This window comes from Janthinobacterium sp. DSP2-3-3 (assembly GCF_049897325.1).
Classification (GTDB): Bacteria; Pseudomonadota; Gammaproteobacteria; order Burkholderiales; family Burkholderiaceae_D; genus Janthinobacterium.
In genome coordinates this window covers 306,406-325,572 of sequence record NZ_JAFCWA010000002.1, presented here as the reverse complement: position 1 = coordinate 325,572, position 19,167 = coordinate 306,406, and the positions used below count along the sequence as shown (strand labels likewise).

Below are 19,167 nucleotides of genomic sequence, written 5' to 3'. Positions count from 1 at the left end.
GCATATGGATAGCAGCGTGAATGGCAAGGGGGACGTGGTGGCGGTGGTGGGGCTCGGTTATGTCGGCTTGCAGCTCGCCGTCGCGTTTGGCATGCGCCAGCGCACCATCGGCTTTGACTTGTCCGCACGCAAGGTGGAAAGTTACCGCAGCCATGTCGACCCCACCGGCGAAGTGAGCACGGAACAGCTGCGCGCGGCGCAGTGGCTGAGCGTGGGCTGCGATCCGGCCGAGCTGCAACTGGCCGATTTCATCGTCGTGGCCGTGCCCACGCCTGTCGACAGTGCGCATAATCCCGATTTTTCCGCCCTTGCCGGCGCCAGCGCGGCCGTCGGACGCCACATGCGGCGCGGCGCCATCGTCATCTACGAGTCGACCGTGTATCCGGGCGCCACCGAGGAAATCTGCATCCCCATCCTGGAGCAGCATTCGGGCCTGCGCTGGAAGGAAGACTTTCATGTGGGCTTTTCGCCGGAGCGCATCAACCCCGGCGACAAGGCGCACACCTTGCACAGCATCCGCAAGGTGGTCTCGGGCGACGACGCCGTCACTCTGGACAAGGTGGCTGCCCTGTACGAAGGCGTGGTCGAGGCGGGCGTGCACCGGGCATCGAGCATCCGCGTGGCCGAAGCGGCCAAGGTCATCGAAAACACGCAGCGCGACCTGAACATCGCGCTGATGAACGAGCTGGCCATTATCTTTGACCGCATCGGCATCGACACCCTGGAAGTGCTGCAGGCGGCAGGCACGAAATGGAATTTTCTGCCATTTCGCCCAGGGCTGGTGGGCGGCCATTGCATCGGCGTCGACCCCTACTATTTGACGCACAAGGCGGAAATGCTGGGTTACCATCCGCATGTGATTCTGGCCGGGCGCCGCATCAATGACGGCATGGCCAAGTTCGTGGCGGAAAAAACCATCAAGGAAATGGTGCGCGCCGGTTTTAAACTGAAGGGCGCGCACGTGAATGTGCTGGGCCTGACCTTCAAGGAAAATTGCCCGGACTTGCGCAACTCAAAAGTGGTCGACATGATCCACGAACTGCAATCGTACGGCGTGCAGGTGCACGTGCACGACCCCGTCGCCGATGGCCGCGAAGCGCTGGAAGAATACGGCTTGGCGCTGGAAAGCTGGGACCAGCTGCCGCGGGCCGAGGCCATCATCAGCGCCGTCTCACACCAGGCCCTGCTGGCCCGCCCGCTGGCCGACTTCCAGGCCAAGGTGCTGGAGAACGGCTGCTTCATCGACATCAAGTCGCATTTCGACCCCCGCCCGCTGCAAGACAGCGGCCTGCACGTGTGGCGGCTGTGATGGCGGCCGACGCTGTCGATTCTGCAACCGACACGGCGCATGGTGCGGCAGGCACGGCTGCCGGCGCGTACGCGCAAGCCTGCGCGCAGCTGGCCAGGGAACCGCGCCGCTGGCTAGTGACGGGCGTGGCCGGCTTCATCGGCTCGCACCTGCTGGAAACCTTGCTGCAACTGGGGCAGGAAGTGCGCGGCCTGGACAATTTTCTGACGGGCCACCGCCACAATTTGCAACAGGTGCGCGTCAGCGTGGGCGAAGCGGCGTGGCGGCGCTTCACCTTCGTCGAAGGCGATATTCGCGACCCGCAGGCGTGCGCGCGCGCGTGCGGCGCACCGGCGCAGGCCGCCAGCAGTGGCGACGGTGAGGCAGATGCTGGCGACAGCGGCAGTCTGGCCGGGAACGGCCGTGTCGAGACTGGCGAGCCGGTCGACTATGTGCTGCACCAGGCCGCGCTCGGTTCCGTCTCGCGTTCGCTGGAAGACCCGCTGCTATGCCATGCCGTCAATGTCAGCGGTTTTCTGAACATGCTGGCCGCCGCGCGCGACGCGGGCGTGCAACGTTTCGTGTACGCCGCGTCCAGCGCCACCTATGGCGACCACCCGGCCTTGCCGAAGGTGGAGCAGCACATCGGCGCGCCCCTGTCACCGTATGCCTTGAGTAAATATGTCAATGAGTTGTATGCGCAGGTGTACGCGCGCTGCTACGCCATGCAAACGGTGGGGCTGCGCTACTTCAATGTCTTCGGTCCGCGGCAAGATCCGCTGGGCGCCTACGCCGCCGTCATTCCCCGCTGGATTGCCGCCATGCTGGACAAGCAGGCCGTGTACATCCATGGCGACGGCGCCACCAGCCGCGACTTCTGCTTTGTGCATAATGCCGTGCAAGCCAACATTCTGGCCGCCACGCATGTCGATCCGGCAGCCGTGAACCAGATCTACAACGTGGCCGTCAACGCCCGCACCAGCCTGACGCAGCTGCACGCCACCATGCAGCAGATCTTGCTGGTCACCCGCCCGCAGCACGTGCCGCTGGCGCCGCACTACGGCGAATTTCGCGCCGGCGACGTGCGCCATTCGCAAGCGGACATCGCCAAGGCGGCCCGCTTGCTGGGTTACGTACCCACGCACGACCTGGCGCAAGGATTGCATCAGACCATAGCTTGGTATGTGGCGCAGGCCGACCGGGCATGAGGTAAAAGCTGGTCGCACATCCGCTACGAGCTGGCCGCACCTGACGTACGCCCGCAGGCGGCCCGCATTGTGGCCCGCATAATCTATGTCCAATACTATTTCACACCGCCGCGATTGCCTGTCGCCTAGCGCTGCACGGACGGTGCTGGCGGTGTTGGCGGCTCGGGCGGCTCGGGCACGCCGTCGGTCTTGCTGAGGAGAACACGGGGTGTGCCCCGGAAATCGGCCGTGTGCAGGGTGACGGGGCGGCGCCAGACGCGGCCGATATACGCCAGCACCTGTTCCGCGCGCTCCAGGTCGAGGCCGCGTCCATCACGCTGGTGATCGTGCTGCAGCACCAGGCTGCCGTCGTCGTTGAGCAGGGTGACGGCGATGCACGGCGCGCCATAATTGTATTTGGGCACCAGGATGGCTTCGCGAATGGCCCGCAAGTCGCGGCTGACCAGGCGCGTTTCGCCGTCGCGGCGGCTTTCATGCACGAACAGGCCCAGGCGGTCAGCCAGTTCCCCGTCCAGATAGTTGCGAATGAAACTGTAATCGTCGTCGTCGCGGCAAATCTGGCGCGCCCGCGCCAGTCCTTCGCGCTCGATGATGTGTTCCCACATGCAAAAGCCCAGGTGATAGGGATTGACGGCCAGCGCCTGCTGGTGCTCGCCCGCGTAAGGGCGCACCACGTCCGAATGCGACTTGATGGCGGACAGATACAGTGCCGGGGGCAGGAAGTCGGCTTCGCGCAGCAGCCGCGCATGCCAGTACGAGGCCCAGCCTTCATTCATGATCTGGCAGGCGTACACGGGATAGAAGTAAAACGACTCTTCGCGCACGGCCAAAAAGATGTCGCGTTCCCAGTCGGCCAGCTCCGGCCCGTGTTGTGCGATGAACCACAGCAAGTCATACTCGGCTTGCGGCGGCACGAGCGGGCGCTGCGCCATGCGCTCCCTGGCCGCCTCGCGCGCCGCGAGCGTGGCCGCCTCACCGGGCAAGCGCCGATAGCGTTGTGTAAAGGGATCGTCTGCGGCGGCTTGCTTGCCCGCCACGCCGGCTGGCCCCGATGCTGCGGCATAGGGTGGGCGGTGCAGCTCGGCGTGGACATCCACATGCTGTTCCAGCGCAAGTGCGGCGTCGAGCACGGCTTCCACCTGCTCCTGCCCGTGCTGTTGCAGTGCCGTTTCGAGACGCCGCGCCCGCGCCGCGCTTTGTTCCAGGATGTGCTGGCCCGCCATGGCGCCGAAACGCAGGAACAGAGCATTGCGGCTGGCAAAGTCGGCGTGGCCCAGTACATGCGCCGTGACGAGTGTGTTTTCGGCCACGGAATTGTGTTCTGCCATGTAGGCATGGCAAGGGTTGCCGGGAAACATGACTTCGAAAATGTGCGAATTGCCCATCTTTTGATGCACGAGCTGATGGATGTAGCGCACGCCGAACGACCAGTGGCGCATGCGCACGGGCAAGCCATAGATGGCGATCTCGGCCATGAAACTGTCCGGCACCAGTTCGAACTCGACAGGGGGAAATGCCAGGCCCAGTTCCCGTGCCAATGCTTCGATGCGCGCCGCGTAGCCGTCCAGGCCCAATGTTTCTGCCTTGTCTATCTTGTCTACCTTGTCTGTCGCGTTGCCGTGCAACGGTGCATCTGGCTGCATCATGGCGCCTCCTGCGTGTCGGCCGCCTCGTGCTGGAAAAAGGTGCGGATGGCCGCCCACACATCGTCGGTCCTGCTGAGGATGCTGCTGTGCAAGGGCAAGCCCCGCCGTTCGTGCTCGGCGCACAGGCTGTGCATTTCCGTTTCCAGGCTGCGCGGCACGCCGGGCAAGGTTTCCACATAGCCCATATAGCTGAGCAAGGCGGCCAGGTCGCCCAGAGCCAGGCTGGCCGCCCCCCGGTCTTCGCTGAAATTTTCGCCATCTGAGGCATAGAACAGGTAGGCGTTATAGCGCCCCGGTGCATAGTGCTCTTGCAGCAGCTCGCGGCTCAGGCGAAGGGCGCTGGACGCCATGGTGCCGCCTATGCCATTGACCTGGAAAAATTCGGCTTCGGAAAATTCCCAGGCGCGCGTCGTATGGGCGATGAAGCGCGTTTCCACGCGCGCATACCTGCGCCGCAAGCCCTGCAAGGCAAAGAAAAAGAAGGATTTGGCCAACTTGCGCTCGGCTTGCGCCATGCTGGCCGACACGTCCAGCACGAAAAAAACGACGGCATTCGTGCTGGGCCGGGGCTGTGGCAGCACCTGGCGGTAACGCAAGTCATCATTGGTGAAGGGCACGGGCTGCGTTTGCACCGCGCGCCGCTTGATCGCTTCCTTGACGGTGCGGCGTCGGTCCAGGCGCGAACGGGCGCCATGCCGATCCAGGCCGCTGCGTACCAGCCGCACGTCGTCGATCACGCCCAGGTGACGCGGCTTCAGGTGTGGCAAGTCGAAGGCTTCCCATAGCCAGTCGATTATGTCGTCGATGGGAAACTCCAGCAGCAGGCGCACCGCCCCCTCGCCATCGCCGCCTGGCGCCCCGGCCTCGCCCGTGGCGGCGGGGCGCGCCGCGCGCAGAAGATCTCCGGGCCGGCCTTCACCCTGGCCTGCCCCCACGCTGTTGCGCGCGGGCGCCAGGCGAAAACGTGCATGTTCGAGCAGGTGCATGGGGACGCGCACCGTGCGCTGCTGGGGGCCGCCGATCAGGTCAGGCATGGCGATCAGCTCGGGTAAGTGCGCCTGTACGGCTTCGCGCACTATCTGGTTGTGGCGCAGCCAGTCGCGCGCGCCGCGCGAGAACAGCGCGTACCAGGGCTGGGCCAGGGCAGACGCGGAGGAAGCCGGCGAGGTTGTGGCGGACATGGCTATTCCTGCGCCAGCAAGGTGGTGACGTAATTGAGCGCTTCGCGCGCGCTATGGACGTCATAGCCATATTCGTCGACCAGGCGCTGCTCGACGGCGGAAATCCTGGCCCGCACGTCGTCGTCGGGGCGCTTGGCCGAGTCAACCAGGCGCAGCACGTCGCGCCGCTGCTCGAACAGATATTGCTGGACGGCATCATGCAATTGCGCATGGCTGGCCAGGCCAAAGGCCTCGCCCCGCTTGAACGCGCTCATGGCCTTGCGCACCACTTCTTGCCGGAAGGACTGCTTGCCAGAGTCGCTGATGTGGATTTTTTCTTCCACGGCGCGCAGGAAGCGTTCGTCGGGGCGGCGTTCTTCGCTGGTGATGGGATCGCGGATCTGGCGGTTGTCCAGCATGGCTTCGACTTCATCGAGATATTTGCTTAGCAAGTCCTGTGCTTCTTGCTCGAACGACACGAACAGGGCCTTGTGCACGTCGGCTTTGACCCAGCGGTTATAGAAATCCTTGCGCGTGAGCACCAGGTAATCGACCCACTGACGCTTGCGCCGCGGTTCGATGCGCGCATCGTTTTCGATGCCATCCTTCAGGGCCAGCAGCACGTCCATGGTGGAGAGGCTGTTGCGCTGGGCGGAAATGATGGCGTGCGACAGGGCATTGATGACGAAACGGGGCGACACGCCCGACAAGCCTTCGTCGGGCGACTTGTCGCGCTCGCGCAAGCGGCGGATGTCGGCATGCTGCAAGTCGCCGACGTCTTCGTCTGCAACCACGCGCAGTTTCTTGACCAGCTCGGCTTCCTTGTCCTCGCCCTCGGGCAAGCGGCTGAGGATGGCGAACACGGCCGCCGCATGCAGCACGTGCGGATCGAGATGCACGTCGCGAAAGGCGGGCGCGGCAGCCAGGATCAGCTTGCGGTAGATGCGCGCTTCTTCGCGGTAATTGAGCGTATACGGCACTTGTACGATGACCATGCGGTCGAGCAGCGCCTCGTTCTCGCTTTCTTGCAGGAATTTGCGAAATTCGGCCAGATTCGTGTGCGCGAGGATGGTTTCATCGAGGTAGATCAAGGGAAAACGTGACACCTTGACATTTTTTTCCTGCGTTAACGTCAGCAGCAGGTACAGGAATTCACGCTTGACCTTGAGGATCTCAATCATTTCCAGCATGCCGCGGCTGGCCGCATACACGGCGCCGGACCACGACCACGCGCGCGGATCGCCTTCATCACCGTACTGCGCCACTTTCGACAGGTCGACGGAACCCACAAGATCGGCCAGGTCGGCCGTGGTAGGGTCGTGCGGCGCATACGTGCCGATGCCGCAGCGGCCCGCCTCGGACAGGTGGATGCGCTCGACGGGCATGCGCAGGAAGTCGCCCGCGTACTGTTCTTCCAGGCGGGCGCGACAATGAGGGCACAGTTCGCCATGCAGCTCGGCATCATAGCTGGCGCGAAAGTCGGCGCGCATGCTGTGCGGCACCAGGTGCAGCGGCGATTCGTGCACGGGACAGCCGGCGATGCCGTACAGCGCGCCTTCGCTGCTGTGGCTGTATTCCTCCAGCCCACGCTTGAGCAGGATCACCAGGGTCGATTTGCCGCCCGATGGCGGGCCCAGCAACAGCAACATGCGCCGGCCCACCTCGGAGCCAGCGGCGGCCGCCTTGAAGTAGGCGGCGACCCGGTCGATCGCCTCGTCGATGCCGAACAGCTCGTCGTCGAACAGGCGGCAGCGGAAGCGTCCGCTGTCATCGGTCCGGCCGTTCCCGCGCATCATGTCCCACAGGTACTGGTGCGCGCTGCGCGTCAGCAGGGCCGCGCGGCCGGGCAGGATTTGTTCGATGAAGTCGGCAAAACTGCCGCGCCAGGGGCTGATGCGGTGTTTTTCCGCCCAGGCCGCCATGCCGTGCATAAAACCGGCATGCTGGCCCGCGGCGCTACCGGCGTCTCTTGTGTTGTCGCCCGCTGACGCCGCTGCCGCAGGCGCGTCGTCGTCGGATTGGCGTGTCATACCAGGGCTCGTCATTGTTTCCCCATCCATACCGTTGCTGGCGTTGCTAACCGTGCTGCCGTGGAACAGGCCTAGTTCCAGCCTGTTGGCCCAGTATACGGCGGCGCCTCTGCCCGCACGCCTGATCTCGCTCAACCTTGACGAGGGAACTATTTTTGCCCCCGTTGGCGCCCGTTGGCGCAGGGCGGCCACGCACCTGCGCAGTTCAATCCAGATCAATACCGGCCGGCGCGGCCCGTCCACACTGATGGTTCGCAACGACCCACGAGGAGAACATGATGATAGGCAACGAGAACGGTTTCAGCGCCCCACCGGGCAGCAACGGCAGGGGACAAAGCGCGGATGATGAAGAGGCCATCGGCCAATTTTCCGTCCCCGGCGAAGACGACACTACGATCGAGAGCGCATCCGTCTCGGACGTGCCCGATGCCTTGAGCGGCGTCAGCATGGAATTGCTGGAAATCAAGCGCAGCATCGAAGACGGCATGCGCCAGTCCATTTCCCAGGCGGGCGGCGTGCGCGCCACCGATGCCTTCAGCGACGGCGGCAATATCCAGGGCGTGTCCATCGGCCTGGGCGAGGGCGCCAGCGACAGCTCGTCTGGCGAGCCGGGCTTGCCAGCGCTGACCCTGTATGTGGCCGAACCCACTTCCGTCGACCGCGCCAAGGCCGCCATCGTGGGGGCCATGGGCGTGCGCGCCGTGGCCAGCGACAGGGTGCCCGTCAACATCGTCGTTACGGGCGTGATCGACGCGCAGCCGCACCGTTTCCGCTTGCGTCCGGCGCCGGGCGGCGTCTCGGTCGGACATTTCCGCATCACGGCCGGCACCATCGGCTGCCTGGCCGTGGGACGCAGCGCACCGCGCAACGGCCGCTTGATGATTCTTAGCAATAATCACGTGCTGGCCAATTCCAACGGCGGCGTGTTCAACGACTGCATCGTGCAGCCGGGCCCCATCGACGGTGGCCGCTGCCCGCAAGACCAGGTGGCCGTGCTCGAGCGTTTTGTGCCCATCAATTTCAGCGGCGGCGTCAATTTTGTCGATTGCGCCACTGGCTGGGCCTGGCCAGACCGCGTGCGTCCCGAACTCGTCTACCTGAGCGGCGGCGTGCCGGCCTATTTCCGCATCAGCAATGCGCTGGTGGCGCCCGCGCTGGGCATGATGGTCGGCAAATCCGGACGCACGACGCAATTGACGCAGGGCCGCATCACGGGGCTGGGCGCCACCATCAACGTCAATTATGGCGGCGGCAGGATCGCGCTGTTCCAGGACCAGATCGCCATTACGGGCGTCAGCGGGGCATTCAGCGCGGGCGGCGACTCCGGCTCATCCATCTGGACCTGGAACCAGCAGCGCAATCCCGTCGGTCTGCTGTTTGCCGGCGGCGGCAATATCACCTTTGCCAACCAGATGCGGCGCGTGGTGGTGGCGCTCGACATCAATTTGTACACCTGAGTGCTGACGTAGCCAACGGCCGCAGAAAACGGCGCGGCGGCGTGATGCTTCCTTGCACTGCGCCGCCTTTTGCACGATGATGATAGGGTCAGGCGTGGCTGCCATGCATGGCTTGGCGGGCAAGAGGCGCTGCCGTGTCTCCTTGTTCCACGCGTGCCATGGGCAGCATCAGGAGGATGTGTCATGTCAAACAGTAAATTTGTATCAGCGCCATACGCCGTCTTCGAGGATGCGGCCATGCCGTATTTGCCAGACGAGACCGTTGGCTACGCTCATGCCGCACCGCCGCCTGGCCGGCTGGAAGCGGCAAAGCGGCGCAACGAGCGGGCCCTGATGGCGATCGATGGGGTCGAAGGCGTCAGCCTGGGGCAGACTGCCATTGGCGGGGAAGCCCTCGTCGTGTATCTGCGCGATGCGTCCGTCAAGCGGCGCGTGCCGTCGCAGGTCGATGGCTATCCGGTGGAAACGAGCATCACGGGCCAGATCGATATCCAGCGCTGATAGGCAAGCGGGCCTGGCGCCCAGTCCTGCCTGCCGCAGAGTGCTGCGGCGGCAAGCCTGTTGCCAGGCCTTCCGGTCGTCTATCCGCCAGCTTTTTTCAGCCGGCCCAACTTCCGGCCCAACTTCCGGCCTTCCTTCCGCCCCAACTTCCAGCCTTACTTGCTCAGACGTCCAATCGCTTCGGCCACGCCCGCGCCGTAGGCGGGCTCGCACAGGGTGCAGTTGCCAATGTGGCGTTGCTTGACTTGCTCCGAGGCGCCCGAAATGGCGCGCGCCGTGTTGTCGAATAATACTTGCTGCTGTGCCGAGGTCATCAGGCGGAACAAGGCGCGCGGCTGCGAATAGTAATCTTCGTCAACGCGATGGTTCCAGTGGTCGGCTGCGCCTTCCAGGCTCAGCGGCGGTTCGCGGAAATCGGGCTGCTCGGCCCATTCCTGCTCGCTGTTCGGTTCATAGCCCAGGGTACCGCCCTGGTTGCCGTCGACGCGCATCTGGCCATCGCGGTGGTAGCTGTGGAACGGACATTTCGGCGCGTTGACGGGGATATGGCTGTGGTTGACACCGAGGCGGTAGCGCTGCGCGTCGCCATACGAGAATAAGCGGCCTTGCAGCATCTTGTCCGGTGAAAAGCTGATGCCGGGCACCACATTGGCCGGATTGAAGGCCGCTTGCTCCACTTCCGCGAAGTGGTTGTCGGCATTGCGGTTCAGTTCCAGCACGCCCACCTCGATCAGCGGATAGTCGCCGTGCGGCCACACTTTCGACAGGTCGAAGGGGTTGAGGTGATACGTGCCTGCCTCTTTTTCCGGCATGATCTGCACGTACAGGGTCCAGCGGGGGAAATCTTTGTTTTCAATGCTTTCGTACAGGTCGCGGTGCGAACTTTCGCGGTCCTTGCCCACCAGCGCCTCGGCTTCGGCATCCGTCAGGTTTTGTATCCCTTGCTGGGTTTTAAAGGTGAACTTGACCCAGAAACGCTCGTTTTGCGCATTCAGGAAGCTGAAGGTATGGCTGCCAAAACCGTGCATGTGGCGGAAACTGCGCGGCAAGCCGCGGTCGCTCATCACCACCGTCACCTGGTGCAGCGCTTCGGGCAGCGAGGTCCAGAAATCCCAGTTGCTGTTGGCGCTGCGCAAGCCCGTGCGCGGGTCGCGCTTGATGGCGTGATTTAAATCGGGGAATTTCAACGGGTCGCGCATGAAAAAGACGGGCGTATTGTTGCCGACCAAATCCCAATTGCCTTCTTCCGTGTAGAACTTCAGGGCAAAGCCGCGGATATCGCGTTCCGCATCCGCCGCGCCCCGTTCGCCAGCCACCGTGGAAAAGCGCGCGAACATGGGTGTTTGCTTGCCCACGGCGCCAAAAATCTTCGCCCGCGTGTAGCGCGTGATGTCGTGCGTGACGGTAAACGTGCCATGCGCACCGGAACCCTTGGCATGCATGCGGCGCTCGGGGATGACTTCTCGGTCGAAGTGGGCCAGTTTTTCCAGGAACCACACATCTTGCAGCAGGGCAGGGCCGCGAGGGCCGGCCGTCTGGATGTTCTGGTTGTCGACAACAGGCGCGCCAAAGGCGGTGGTCAGCTTTTTCATTGGACTCTTTCTTTCATGGCTAGGCAGAGCAATGGACGCACCGGCGCTACTCAAACACTGGCTGGGTTGAATGAATACTCACCGGGGCTGGTCCAGAGTAAAATTTCTAAAATGCAAACCAGTGTAAACCTTTTCCTGCTGGACAGCAGGCCACGCTGCCTGCGCAAGCTCAAGCGGTGCGCTTGCATCATAACTGCTGAGTCACTGCCGGCCTCACACGCTTGCAAGTTGCACGTATATAAAGGCTGGCTTCGATCGCGCCACTGGCCTTTTGTCCAGGTTATACAACCCAGTTTTTAAAACTTGTTCCAGTTATTATGCCGGTGTTCCGTCGCTTCCTTCATCAAGTGGCCCGCGCGCAGGGCGTCGTCGGCTTGCACCGTCATGGCCAGCTCCTGGATGGCGGGCGGGTAGTCGTGGTGCGCCGCTTCTTCCAGCAATGCATGGGCCTTGACCTGGTCACGTGGCACGCCGCGGCCTTCGCGGTAGGCGTTGTACAGCAGGAACATGGCGTGTGGATTGCCCAGTTCGCTCGATGTTTCCAGCCAACGCGCCGCTATCACGGGATCTTGCGGCACGCCTTCGCCGTTGGCTGCCAGCAGGCCCAGCATCAATGCCGACTTTGCATGGCCTTGCTGCGCCGCTTGCCGGTACCACAGCCAGGCTTGGGCTGGCGTGGCCGCGCGCAACATCTGGCCAAGCTCGAAGGCCGCTTCCGTGTCACCGGCGCGGGCCGCCTGTTCGAATAGGCTCAGCGCCTCGGCGCGGCGTGCCGGACGAAGCTGGTAAATCAACGCCAGTTCGCGCTCGGCGACGGGCATGTCCTTGCCTGCCCAGCTGCGCACGCGGCGCTCGGCTTGGTGGTCGCCCGCCTGGCGCGCCTGCATGGCGACGGCTTCGATTTCGGCCGGCGTGGGCGGTGGCGACGACTGGCAGGCGGCCAGGGCAGCGGCCAGCACGACGGCGGGCAGGGAGAGTGCGTGTTTCATCGGGATCACCTTGCTAAATGAGGGGCCGGAACAGCAGCAGTTCCGGCCCATGGGCTTTATTTGCTCAGGTCGATGCGGTACTTGGCGAAACCGCTGGCGTCGAGGCCGCCTTCGGCCGCCACGTTGGCGATGCCGCTGCCTTGCGCCAGCGCCAGGTGACCGGGCGCCGAGCGCAGGATCACGGGACCGGCCGTGGCCGTCTTGACGAAGCTCCAGCTGCGCGCGCTGCCATTGGCCGCCAGGGTCACCTTGCCGCCCTTGGTGCTGAGCGACGCCAGGTAATTGCTGACCACGGCCTGGTTCGCGTCTGGCGACTTGATGATGGTCTTGCTGCCATCGATGCCAGGCACGGCGCCGCCGCCACCGGCGCGGTAATCGTTGGTGGCAACGATGAAATCATCGCCATCGGCCACGGGCGCGCCCTTGTACGTGAGATTGACGATGCGGCTGCCCGGCTTTTTCGTCACGTCGATCTGGTACGTGAGGGCATTGTTTTCCGCATAGAACACGTCATAGTTATAGATCGTGCCATACGACGGCACCAGGTCCTGCTCGGCAGTACTGGCTGGGTCGATCTGGTTGAACTGCTTGGCCGACGTTTCCAGCCAGGCTTTCAAGTCCGAACCCTTGATCTTCACGGCTTGCAGGTTGTTATTGCTATATAAATACAAATCGCCCGGATTGCGCACTTGCAAGCCGATTGGCGCGGCCGGTGTCGCGCCCGCAGCCACGTCCGTGAAGTCGGACGGCCCGTTGCGGCCCGCCTTGAACGGCGCGCTGCAGGAAATGACGGGGATGTTCTTGTAGCTGGACAAGGTGGCATCCGTGCTGGTGGCGATGAAGTTCTTCACGTAGTCCAGCTGCGCCTGGTTCACCAGCTGGATGGCGCTCACGTCGCCCACCAGCGCGAAGTAGGCCGACATCTCGAAATCCGTGCTGATACCCAGCGGCTGCTTGGCGTAGGCGATGGTGGCTGCGTGCTCGGTGGCCACCAGCGGCGCGATGGCCGGGTCGGCTTTCACCAGGGTCTTGCCATCCGTGTACTTGAAGCCGCGCGACTCCACCGTCGTCTTGGCCGGCTGTACTACCCATCGCCCGCCCTGATACACCATCGTCAGCTTGATGATGCCCAGGCGGCGGCCCCAGCTTTGCGCCATGACGGTCGGCACGCCATTCACGAAGCCCTTTTCGGCGTCGATCTTCGCGCTGGCGGGGAATGCGGCAAACGAGGCGTCCAGCGCGGCCGCGCCGTCTTCCTTGCCTTTCGGGAAGATCAGGTGCGAATGGCCGATCATCAACGCATCGATGCCCGTGCTGGTCAGGTGATAGCTGCCATTTTCCATCTTCGGGCTATAGGCGCTCGTGTCCAGGCCGCCATGCGACAGGGCCACGACGAGGTCGGCACCTTTGTTGCGCAATTCCGGCACATATTGTTTCGCCGCTTCCTGTACGCCCGTCACGCTGACCTTGCCAGCGAGCACTTTCTGATCCCATTCGAGGATTTGCGGCGGCACAAAGCTCAGCACGCCGACATTGATCTTCACGGTCAGCTTGCTGCCATCGGGCGCCGTGGCGGCGAAATCGCGGGGCAGCAGGGTGTAGGGCTGGAAGATAGGCTTGCCGCTGGACACGCCGACGACATTGCTCAGCACGGAAGGGAAGGCGGGCGCGCCGCAGGTACCCGTCGGCTTGGCCACGCCGGGAATGCCGAAATCCGTGTTGGTGATCTGGCTCAGGTAGGCCAGTCCATAGTTGAACTCATGGTTGCCCATGCCGCCCGCATCGTATTTCAGCGCGTTCATGGCCTTGTGCACGGCCAGGGTGCCGGAGCAGGGCACGGGCGCGGCCACGGCTTGCAGGTCGGCCAGCAGGGTGCCCTGGATGACGTCGCCATCGTCGAGCAAGACGTTGTTCGGATTTTCCGCGCGCGCCGCCTGGATCAGCGTGGAGGTGCGCTCCAGGCCCAGGCTGGTGTCTTCGGCCAGCGCGTAATAGTTGTAACTGAGGACGTTCGAGTGGATATCGGTAGTTTCCAGCAAGGCCACGCTAACTGTCGTGCCCTCGGGAATGGCCGGTGCCGTGTTTGAACTGCCGTTGCAACCGACGAGACCCGCACTTGCCAGCGCCGCCAGCATGACCCAATTTGTTTTCATTACCGCCCTCGGAGAGATTCAAAGGACGCGACTGTAACGCCGCCATATGACGCGGCGATGACAGCCGTGCAAGGCGCATGGATTCACGCTGCCGCGCCATGGGGCGACTGCGCATCAATGCGCCGGCAGCTTTTTCAGCACTTCATTGCTAAAGTAAGGCTCGTCTTCTACCCAGAAAATATAGTCCAGGCCCAAATAATTGCGGGCGAAATCGAGCACATCTTCGACTGAATTTTTTTTCTTGGTATGGGGATTGATCTGGCGCAAGTTGCCATCTTGTACAGCCATGCCTTTGACCAGGTTAGCCGGGTAGTCCTTGATAAAGCCGTAGCTCTGTCCCATATGGCTTTTCCGATACGGCATCAGGTCAGGACCGCCCACGCCCATATGCAACGTTTGCGCTTGCGCAAACAGGCTGCGCATATAGCCCTTGTCGGTCCACGGCAGCCATTCGCCCGGCAGAAAGTTTAAATACACCATGGTGGTGGTGTGGGGAAAGGCGCCGGCCAGCACCCGCATGTTTTCCTTGATGGCATCGACATACTGTTGCGGCTTAAAATCATCGGGGAAAATCGTATTTCCCTTGCTATCCTCGACGCCGATGTCGATCGAGCTTTCGCTGAAATTAATGCCCTCGATTTTCCCGTCGAATTCCTTGCCAAGAGCCCGTATCAAGCGTTGATAGCGCTCGCGTACCGGCGCTTCCCACATCTTTGGCGACCAGCCGTATTCATCATCCGTCACCGGCTTATTCGGGTCGCGTTCCGGCGCCGAAAGCATGCTTTGCTTGAGGATGCCTCCCTGGTAACGGGGATCACTGAGCAAATAGGCCGGCACATTATGGCGTGGCGTGAATGATTTTTCCTGCAGTTGTATCCACAGCTTTTTCCCGATTGAATCGAGATAGGCGATGTCGTGGTGGATCGCCGCAAAATCATAACGGTCCTGTTCCGGCTCCAGGCTGCGCCATGTGTACACGATTTGCGCGCCGCTGAAGCGCGGATCGCTTAACGCTTTATCCGAGGTGATGTTTTCCCCGTTCAGTTCGCGGTGATTAAAGTAAATATAATGCTTGATCGGGTTTTTTATTTCCGCGGCAATGGCACTGCCCATCATCAAAATAAGTAATGCAAGAAACATTGTATGGCTGCGTAAGATCATCGATTCCTTGGTACCTGTGAGAATTTAACTGTTCAGCCGCCAGGCGCTTGCTTCGATAGCGTGGCCGGCGCAATCCCACTGTAGCACGTCAGGCATGCGCTGCCCAACGCCTGCGCGGCGTACCGCCATAGGCGAGCAAAGCGAGGTGGAGCATGGATTTTTCTTTTTAAGATGGGGCGTAAAGATTGCCAAGATTGCCGAGCAAATGCAAGTGAGTTGCATTATAATTTAAAAATGCAATCGACTTGCATTGAAGTCGACTATACGAACTCATCAACCCCAAGGATTATCCATGACCCAGCGCAAACTCCCCGTCACCGTCCTGTCCGGCTTTCTTGGCGCCGGCAAGACCACCTTGCTCAACCACATATTGCGCAACCGCGAAGGCAAGCGCGTGGCCGTCATCGTCAATGACATGAGCGAAGTCAATATCGATGCCTCGCTGGTCAAGGACAGCGCCGAGGCGGCTGGCGCGGCCCTGTCGCGCACGGAAGAAAAACTCGTGGAAATGTCGAATGGCTGCATCTGCTGCACCTTGCGCGACGATTTGCTGCTGGAAGTGCGGCGCCTGGCCTTTGAGGACCGCTTCGATTACTTGCTGATCGAATCGACGGGCGTGGGCGAGCCGATGCCCGTGGCCGCCACCTTCGACTTCGAGGATGAGCACGGCGACAGCCTGAACGACGTAGCGCGCATCGACTGCATGGTCACCGTGGTCGACTGCGCCAACTTGCTGGCGGATTTTCATAGCGAAGACAGCCTGGAACAGCGCGGTGAAATCGCGGGCGAGGGCGACGACCGCCAACTGGCCAACTTACTGACGGAACAGATCGAGTTTGCCAATGTCATCGTCCTCAACAAGGTCGACATGGTCGATGCGGCTGAGCGCCTGCGCGTGCTGGCCATCCTCAAGGCCTTGAATCCAGGCGCGCGCATCATCGAAACCAACCAGTCCGTCGTGCCGCTCGACGCCATCCTGGGCACGAACTTGTTCGACCTGGAGCAGGCGGCCAGTATGCCGGGCTGGGCGCAAGAACTGGCCGGAAGCCACACGCCGGAGACGGAAACGTATGGCATCGCCAGCTTCGTTTACCGGGCGAAAGAGCCATTCCACGCACAGCGCTTGCACGATTACATTGCACAGCCGATCAAGGGTGTGGTGCGCAGCAAGGGCTATTTCTGGTTGGCCAGCCGCCCCGAATGGGTGGCCAGCCTGTCCGGCGCGGGCAAGCTGATGAATATCGAACCCGTGGGCCTGTGGTGGGCGTCCGTGCCGAAGGAGCGCTGGCCCACGGATGCGGCCTCGCTGGCGGAAGTAAAAGCGGGCTGGAGTGAACCGTACGGCGACCGCTATCAGGAGCTCGTCTTCATCGGCCAGGACATGGACCAGGCCGCGATCGAAGCGGACTTGAAAAAATGTCAACTCAACTATACGGAAACGCGCCAGGGCATGGCCGCCTGGCGCAAGCTGCCCGACCCGTTTCCCCAGTGGCAGCGCATGGAAGAACTGGAAGACTAACCTTGAACAGGAACACACTATGACAGAACTGATCCCCGTCACCATCATTACGGGTTTTCTCGGCAGCGGGAAAACCACCTTGCTCAAGCGCATATTGCAGGGCGATCACGGCGTGCGCATCGCCGTGATCGAAAATGAATTCGCCGCCGAGAGCATCGACCATGGCTTGCTGGTGCAGGACAGTGACGAGCAGATTGTGGAAATGAACAATGGTTGCATCTGCTGCAGCGTGCGCGGCGACCTGATCCGCATCCTCGGCGAGCTGCACGCCAAACGCGCAGCGGGGACGATCGCCTTCGACCACGTGATCATCGAAACGACAGGCCTGGCCGCGCCTGGTCCCGTGGCGCAAACCTTCTTTGCGGAGCCGTCAATCAGCGAGCGCTACATGCTCGACGCCATCCTGACGGTGGTCGATGCGCGCCATGCGCAGCAGCAACTGACACTGCACCGGGAAGCGCAGGAGCAGGTGGGCTTTGCCGACCGCATCCTGTTGTCGAAGACGGATCTGGTCAGCAAGGACGAGCTGGCCGCGCTGCGCCAGCGGCTGGTCGCCATCAATCGCCGCGCCAGCCTACAGAAAGTGCGTTTTGGCAATGTACCACTGCGCGACATTTTGAACATTCGCGGCTTCAACTTGAACGCCATTGTCGAGCTGGAGCCAGATTTCCTGGGAGAACTGGGCCACCGCCACGGCGACGGCGTGCAATCGTTCGTGTACCACCAGTCCCAGCCGCTCGATTTGCTGCAGGTGGAAAACTTTCTTGATGCCGTGGTGCAGCTGTTTGGCACCCAGCTGATGCGCTACAAGGGCATTTTGTATGTTGCCGACTTGCCATGCCGCGCCGTCTTCCAGGGTGTGCACATGTTGATGGGTTCGGAACTGGGCGCGCCGTGGCGCGACGGCGAGACGCGCGCCAGCAAGATCATTTTCATCGGCCGCGACTTGCCGCAGGAGATGCTGACGCGGGGCCTGGACCGCTGCGTGACTACGGTGACCCCGCTGGCCAAGGTGGACAGTCTGGCCGAGGTGGCCGCATGAGTGTGGAAGCGGGCTTGCCCGCCCTGGCGCTGATTTTTCTGCTCGGCATGCGGCATGGTTTGGAGCCGGACCACCTGGCCGCCGTCGATGGCCTGACCCTGCGTAGCCAATCCGCCCATCCGCGCTGGGAGCCGTGGATGGGCGCGCTGTTTGCACTGGGGCATGGCATCTGCGTGCTGGCGATCGTGGCCGTGGCCGCGCTAGCTTCGCGGCAATTCACACCCTCGGAAGCCCTGTTTGGCTGGCTGGAGTGGCTGCCCATCGCCTTGCTGCTGCTCATCGCCGGCATGAATGCGCGCAGCTTGCTGGCCGGCGCGCAGCTGGCCGAGGTACGCGGCCGGCTGCTGCCAAGGTGGCTGCGCGGTGCGTCCGGTCCGCTGGGCGCCGTCCTTGTCGGCATGCTGTTCGCGCTGGTCTTCGACACGGCCCTGCAGGCGGCCGCCTGGGGCTATGCGGCCGTCGCGCTGGGCGGCATGGGGCCGGCCTTGCTGACTGGTACGGTGTTTGCCGTGGGCATGGGCGTGACGGATACCTTCGATGGCTGGGTCACGGCAAAGGTCATGCGCACCGGCAAGATGGATATCGTGCGCGCCTTCCGGCGCCGCCTGGGCTGGCCCATCGTCGCCATCTGCTTGGCCATGGCCGTCTACATGGCAGCTGGCAAGCTGCAGCCCGCCTGGTCGCTGCCGGAAAGCTGGACGACGGCGCTGGGCGCGGCCATGGTGCTGCTGATGGCGGCCCTGTACGGCTGGACTTTACATGGCTTGCGCCGCATGCGTGCGTGCGGGAAGGGCGTGGATATCATGAAAAAAACTGCCGAGTCCTCCCATGCCCGCATCCGCTAAGCTCGATGCGTGTCGGCGACTTGTTTTATGACGAGCATCACCTGGCCTTGCTGCTCAGCTGATGTTTTCAGCTGAAGTTTCGGAAAGTTATTTGCAGTGCGGGCACAGGCCCTTGATCAGATAATCGACTTCGCCGCCGCTGAAGCCTTCCGGCAAGAGCACGGGCGGGGGCAGCTTGACTTCATTGAAACAGGTGACGTTCGCGCACTTGGTGCACTGGAAGTGCGCGTGCTCGTGCGCCTGGTGGCCGGCGCCCGCGCTGAAGCGCCATACCTGGTCGGCGCCCGCGATGCGGTGCACCAGTGCATTTTCCGTCAGCCATTCCAGCACCCGGTACAGCGTGACGGAATCGATATCGCTGTCCTGCGACAGCACCTGCTGGATTTCATGGTGGGTCAGCGAACGGCTTTGCGCCATTAAAAAGTCGAGCACTTTCACGCGCGTCTTGGTGACGCGGGCGTTGGTGTTGCGGATCAGCGATTCGGCTTGCGGTGTAGAAGATGATGTCAACATGATAGGCCTGCTTGCGGGGGATCGGCTGGCGGCGTCATCGCCGTGCCTGTTGCCACCCTATGG

15 protein-coding genes are annotated in these 19,167 nt (G+C 62.6%); 7 read left to right on the top strand and 8 right to left on the bottom strand.

Annotated elements, in window-relative coordinates; genetic code table 11:
• The first annotated feature begins 4 nt into the window (after positions 1-4).
• Positions 5-1,309: a nucleotide sugar dehydrogenase gene (locus ACP7DE_RS05485; RefSeq protein ID WP_426071127.1), complete on the top strand. Its 1,305-nt coding sequence runs from the start codon at positions 5-7 to the stop codon at positions 1,307-1,309.
• The gene (locus tag ACP7DE_RS05480; protein ID WP_426071126.1) at positions 1,309-2,496 is read left to right on the top strand and encodes an SDR family oxidoreductase; all 1,188 of its coding nucleotides are present in this window, start codon (positions 1,309-1,311) and stop codon (positions 2,494-2,496) included. Before ACP7DE_RS05485 ends, ACP7DE_RS05480 begins: the two co-directional genes overlap by 1 nt.
• 125 nt (positions 2,497-2,621) lie before the next feature.
• Here ACP7DE_RS05480 and ACP7DE_RS05475 read toward each other — a convergent pair whose 3' ends face one another.
• The 3 genes from ACP7DE_RS05475 to ACP7DE_RS05465 are packed head-to-tail and all read right to left on the bottom strand — an operon-like array spanning position 2,622 to position 7,332.
• Positions 2,622-4,142 carry a SpoVR family protein gene (locus ACP7DE_RS05475; protein ID WP_426071125.1) on the bottom strand — a complete coding sequence of 507 codons (1,521 nt, stop codon included), beginning with the start codon at positions 4,140-4,142 and terminating at the stop codon, positions 2,622-2,624.
• A complete protein-coding gene (locus tag ACP7DE_RS05470; protein ID WP_426071124.1) occupies positions 4,139-5,323 on the bottom strand; it encodes a DUF444 family protein in 1,185 nt (394 codons plus the stop codon). The genes ACP7DE_RS05475 and ACP7DE_RS05470 overlap by 4 nt, the downstream gene beginning before the upstream one ends.
• A 2-nt stretch (positions 5,324-5,325) precedes the next feature.
• Positions 5,326-7,332: a serine protein kinase gene (locus ACP7DE_RS05465; protein WP_426071123.1), complete on the bottom strand. Its 2,007-nt coding sequence runs from the start codon at positions 7,330-7,332 to the stop codon at positions 5,326-5,328.
• Between the two features lie 275 nt (positions 7,333-7,607).
• Between ACP7DE_RS05465 and ACP7DE_RS05460 the strand changes: the two genes are divergently transcribed.
• Both ACP7DE_RS05460 and ACP7DE_RS05455 read left to right on the top strand, forming a co-directional pair.
• Complete coding sequence (locus tag ACP7DE_RS05460; protein ID WP_426071122.1) at positions 7,608-8,789, top strand: hypothetical protein; 1,182 nt, start codon at positions 7,608-7,610, stop codon at positions 8,787-8,789.
• Positions 8,790-8,972: 183 nt separating this feature from the next.
• Positions 8,973-9,290, top strand: a complete 318-nt coding sequence (locus tag ACP7DE_RS05455; protein WP_426071121.1) for a hypothetical protein — start codon at positions 8,973-8,975, stop codon at positions 9,288-9,290.
• A 155-nt stretch (positions 9,291-9,445) separates the two neighbouring features.
• Here ACP7DE_RS05455 and ACP7DE_RS05450 read toward each other — a convergent pair whose 3' ends face one another.
• The 4 genes from ACP7DE_RS05450 to ACP7DE_RS05435 all read right to left on the bottom strand — a co-directional run bounded on the left by ACP7DE_RS05450 (position 9,446) and on the right by ACP7DE_RS05435 (position 15,185).
• Positions 9,446-10,882, bottom strand: a complete 1,437-nt coding sequence (locus ACP7DE_RS05450; protein WP_426071120.1) for a catalase — start codon at positions 10,880-10,882, stop codon at positions 9,446-9,448.
• Between the two features lie 296 nt (positions 10,883-11,178).
• Positions 11,179-11,871 carry a tetratricopeptide repeat protein gene (locus tag ACP7DE_RS05445; RefSeq protein WP_426071119.1) on the bottom strand — a complete coding sequence of 231 codons (693 nt, stop codon included), beginning with the start codon at positions 11,869-11,871 and terminating at the stop codon, positions 11,179-11,181.
• A gap of 56 nt (positions 11,872-11,927) precedes the next feature.
• A complete protein-coding gene (locus ACP7DE_RS05440; protein WP_426071118.1) occupies positions 11,928-14,024 on the bottom strand; it encodes a bifunctional 2',3'-cyclic-nucleotide 2'-phosphodiesterase/3'-nucleotidase in 2,097 nt (698 codons plus the stop codon).
• Positions 14,025-14,138: 114 nt separating this feature from the next.
• A complete protein-coding gene (locus tag ACP7DE_RS05435) occupies positions 14,139-15,185 on the bottom strand; it encodes a hypothetical protein (protein ID WP_426071117.1) in 1,047 nt (348 codons plus the stop codon).
• Positions 15,186-15,477: 292 nt separating this feature from the next.
• On the opposite strand from ACP7DE_RS05435, the gene zigA reads away from it, so the two are divergent.
• The 3 genes from zigA to ACP7DE_RS05420 are packed head-to-tail and all read left to right on the top strand — an operon-like array spanning position 15,478 to position 18,591.
• Entirely contained in the window at positions 15,478-16,704 is a 1,227-nt protein-coding gene (gene zigA / locus ACP7DE_RS05430) for a zinc metallochaperone GTPase ZigA (RefSeq protein WP_426071116.1), read from the top strand.
• A gap of 19 nt (positions 16,705-16,723) precedes the next feature.
• Complete coding sequence (locus ACP7DE_RS05425) at positions 16,724-17,746, top strand: CobW family GTP-binding protein (RefSeq protein WP_426071115.1); 1,023 nt, start codon at positions 16,724-16,726, stop codon at positions 17,744-17,746.
• The gene (locus tag ACP7DE_RS05420) at positions 17,743-18,591 is read left to right on the top strand and encodes a hypothetical protein (protein ID WP_426071114.1); all 849 of its coding nucleotides are present in this window, start codon (positions 17,743-17,745) and stop codon (positions 18,589-18,591) included. Before ACP7DE_RS05425 ends, ACP7DE_RS05420 begins: the two co-directional genes overlap by 4 nt.
• An 87-nt stretch (positions 18,592-18,678) precedes the next feature.
• On the opposite strand, the gene ACP7DE_RS05415 is transcribed toward ACP7DE_RS05420, so the two are convergent.
• Positions 18,679-19,104 carry a Fur family transcriptional regulator gene (locus ACP7DE_RS05415; protein ID WP_426071113.1) on the bottom strand — a complete coding sequence of 142 codons (426 nt, stop codon included), beginning with the start codon at positions 19,102-19,104 and terminating at the stop codon, positions 18,679-18,681.
• Positions 19,105-19,167 lie beyond the last annotated feature (63 nt).

Coding starts and splice junctions, on each gene's coding strand:
- ACP7DE_RS05450 (WP_426071120.1), bottom strand. CDS start 10,882: ATGAAAAAGCTGACCACCGCCTTTGGCGCGCCTGTTGTCGACAACCAG.
- ACP7DE_RS05475 (WP_426071125.1), bottom strand. CDS start 4,142: ATGATGCAGCCAGATGCACCGTTGCACGGCAACGCGACAGACAAGGTA.
- ACP7DE_RS05470 (WP_426071124.1), bottom strand. CDS start 5,323: ATGTCCGCCACAACCTCGCCGGCTTCCTCCGCGTCTGCCCTGGCCCAG.
- ACP7DE_RS05440 (WP_426071118.1), bottom strand. CDS start 14,024: ATGAAAACAAATTGGGTCATGCTGGCGGCGCTGGCAAGTGCGGGTCTC.
- ACP7DE_RS05425 (WP_426071115.1), top strand. CDS start 16,724: ATGACAGAACTGATCCCCGTCACCATCATTACGGGTTTTCTCGGCAGC.
- ACP7DE_RS05445 (WP_426071119.1), bottom strand. CDS start 11,871: ATGAAACACGCACTCTCCCTGCCCGCCGTCGTGCTGGCCGCTGCCCTG.
- ACP7DE_RS05435 (WP_426071117.1), bottom strand. CDS start 15,185: ATGATCTTACGCAGCCATACAATGTTTCTTGCATTACTTATTTTGATG.
- ACP7DE_RS05465 (WP_426071123.1), bottom strand. CDS start 7,332: ATGACACGCCAATCCGACGACGACGCGCCTGCGGCAGCGGCGTCAGCG.
- ACP7DE_RS05480 (WP_426071126.1), top strand. CDS start 1,309: ATGGCGGCCGACGCTGTCGATTCTGCAACCGACACGGCGCATGGTGCG.
- zigA (WP_426071116.1), top strand. CDS start 15,478: ATGACCCAGCGCAAACTCCCCGTCACCGTCCTGTCCGGCTTTCTTGGC.
- ACP7DE_RS05455 (WP_426071121.1), top strand. CDS start 8,973: ATGTCAAACAGTAAATTTGTATCAGCGCCATACGCCGTCTTCGAGGAT.
- ACP7DE_RS05485 (WP_426071127.1), top strand. CDS start 5: ATGGATAGCAGCGTGAATGGCAAGGGGGACGTGGTGGCGGTGGTGGGG.
- ACP7DE_RS05415 (WP_426071113.1), bottom strand. CDS start 19,104: ATGTTGACATCATCTTCTACACCGCAAGCCGAATCGCTGATCCGCAAC.
- ACP7DE_RS05420 (WP_426071114.1), top strand. CDS start 17,743: ATGAGTGTGGAAGCGGGCTTGCCCGCCCTGGCGCTGATTTTTCTGCTC.
- ACP7DE_RS05460 (WP_426071122.1), top strand. CDS start 7,608: ATGATGATAGGCAACGAGAACGGTTTCAGCGCCCCACCGGGCAGCAAC.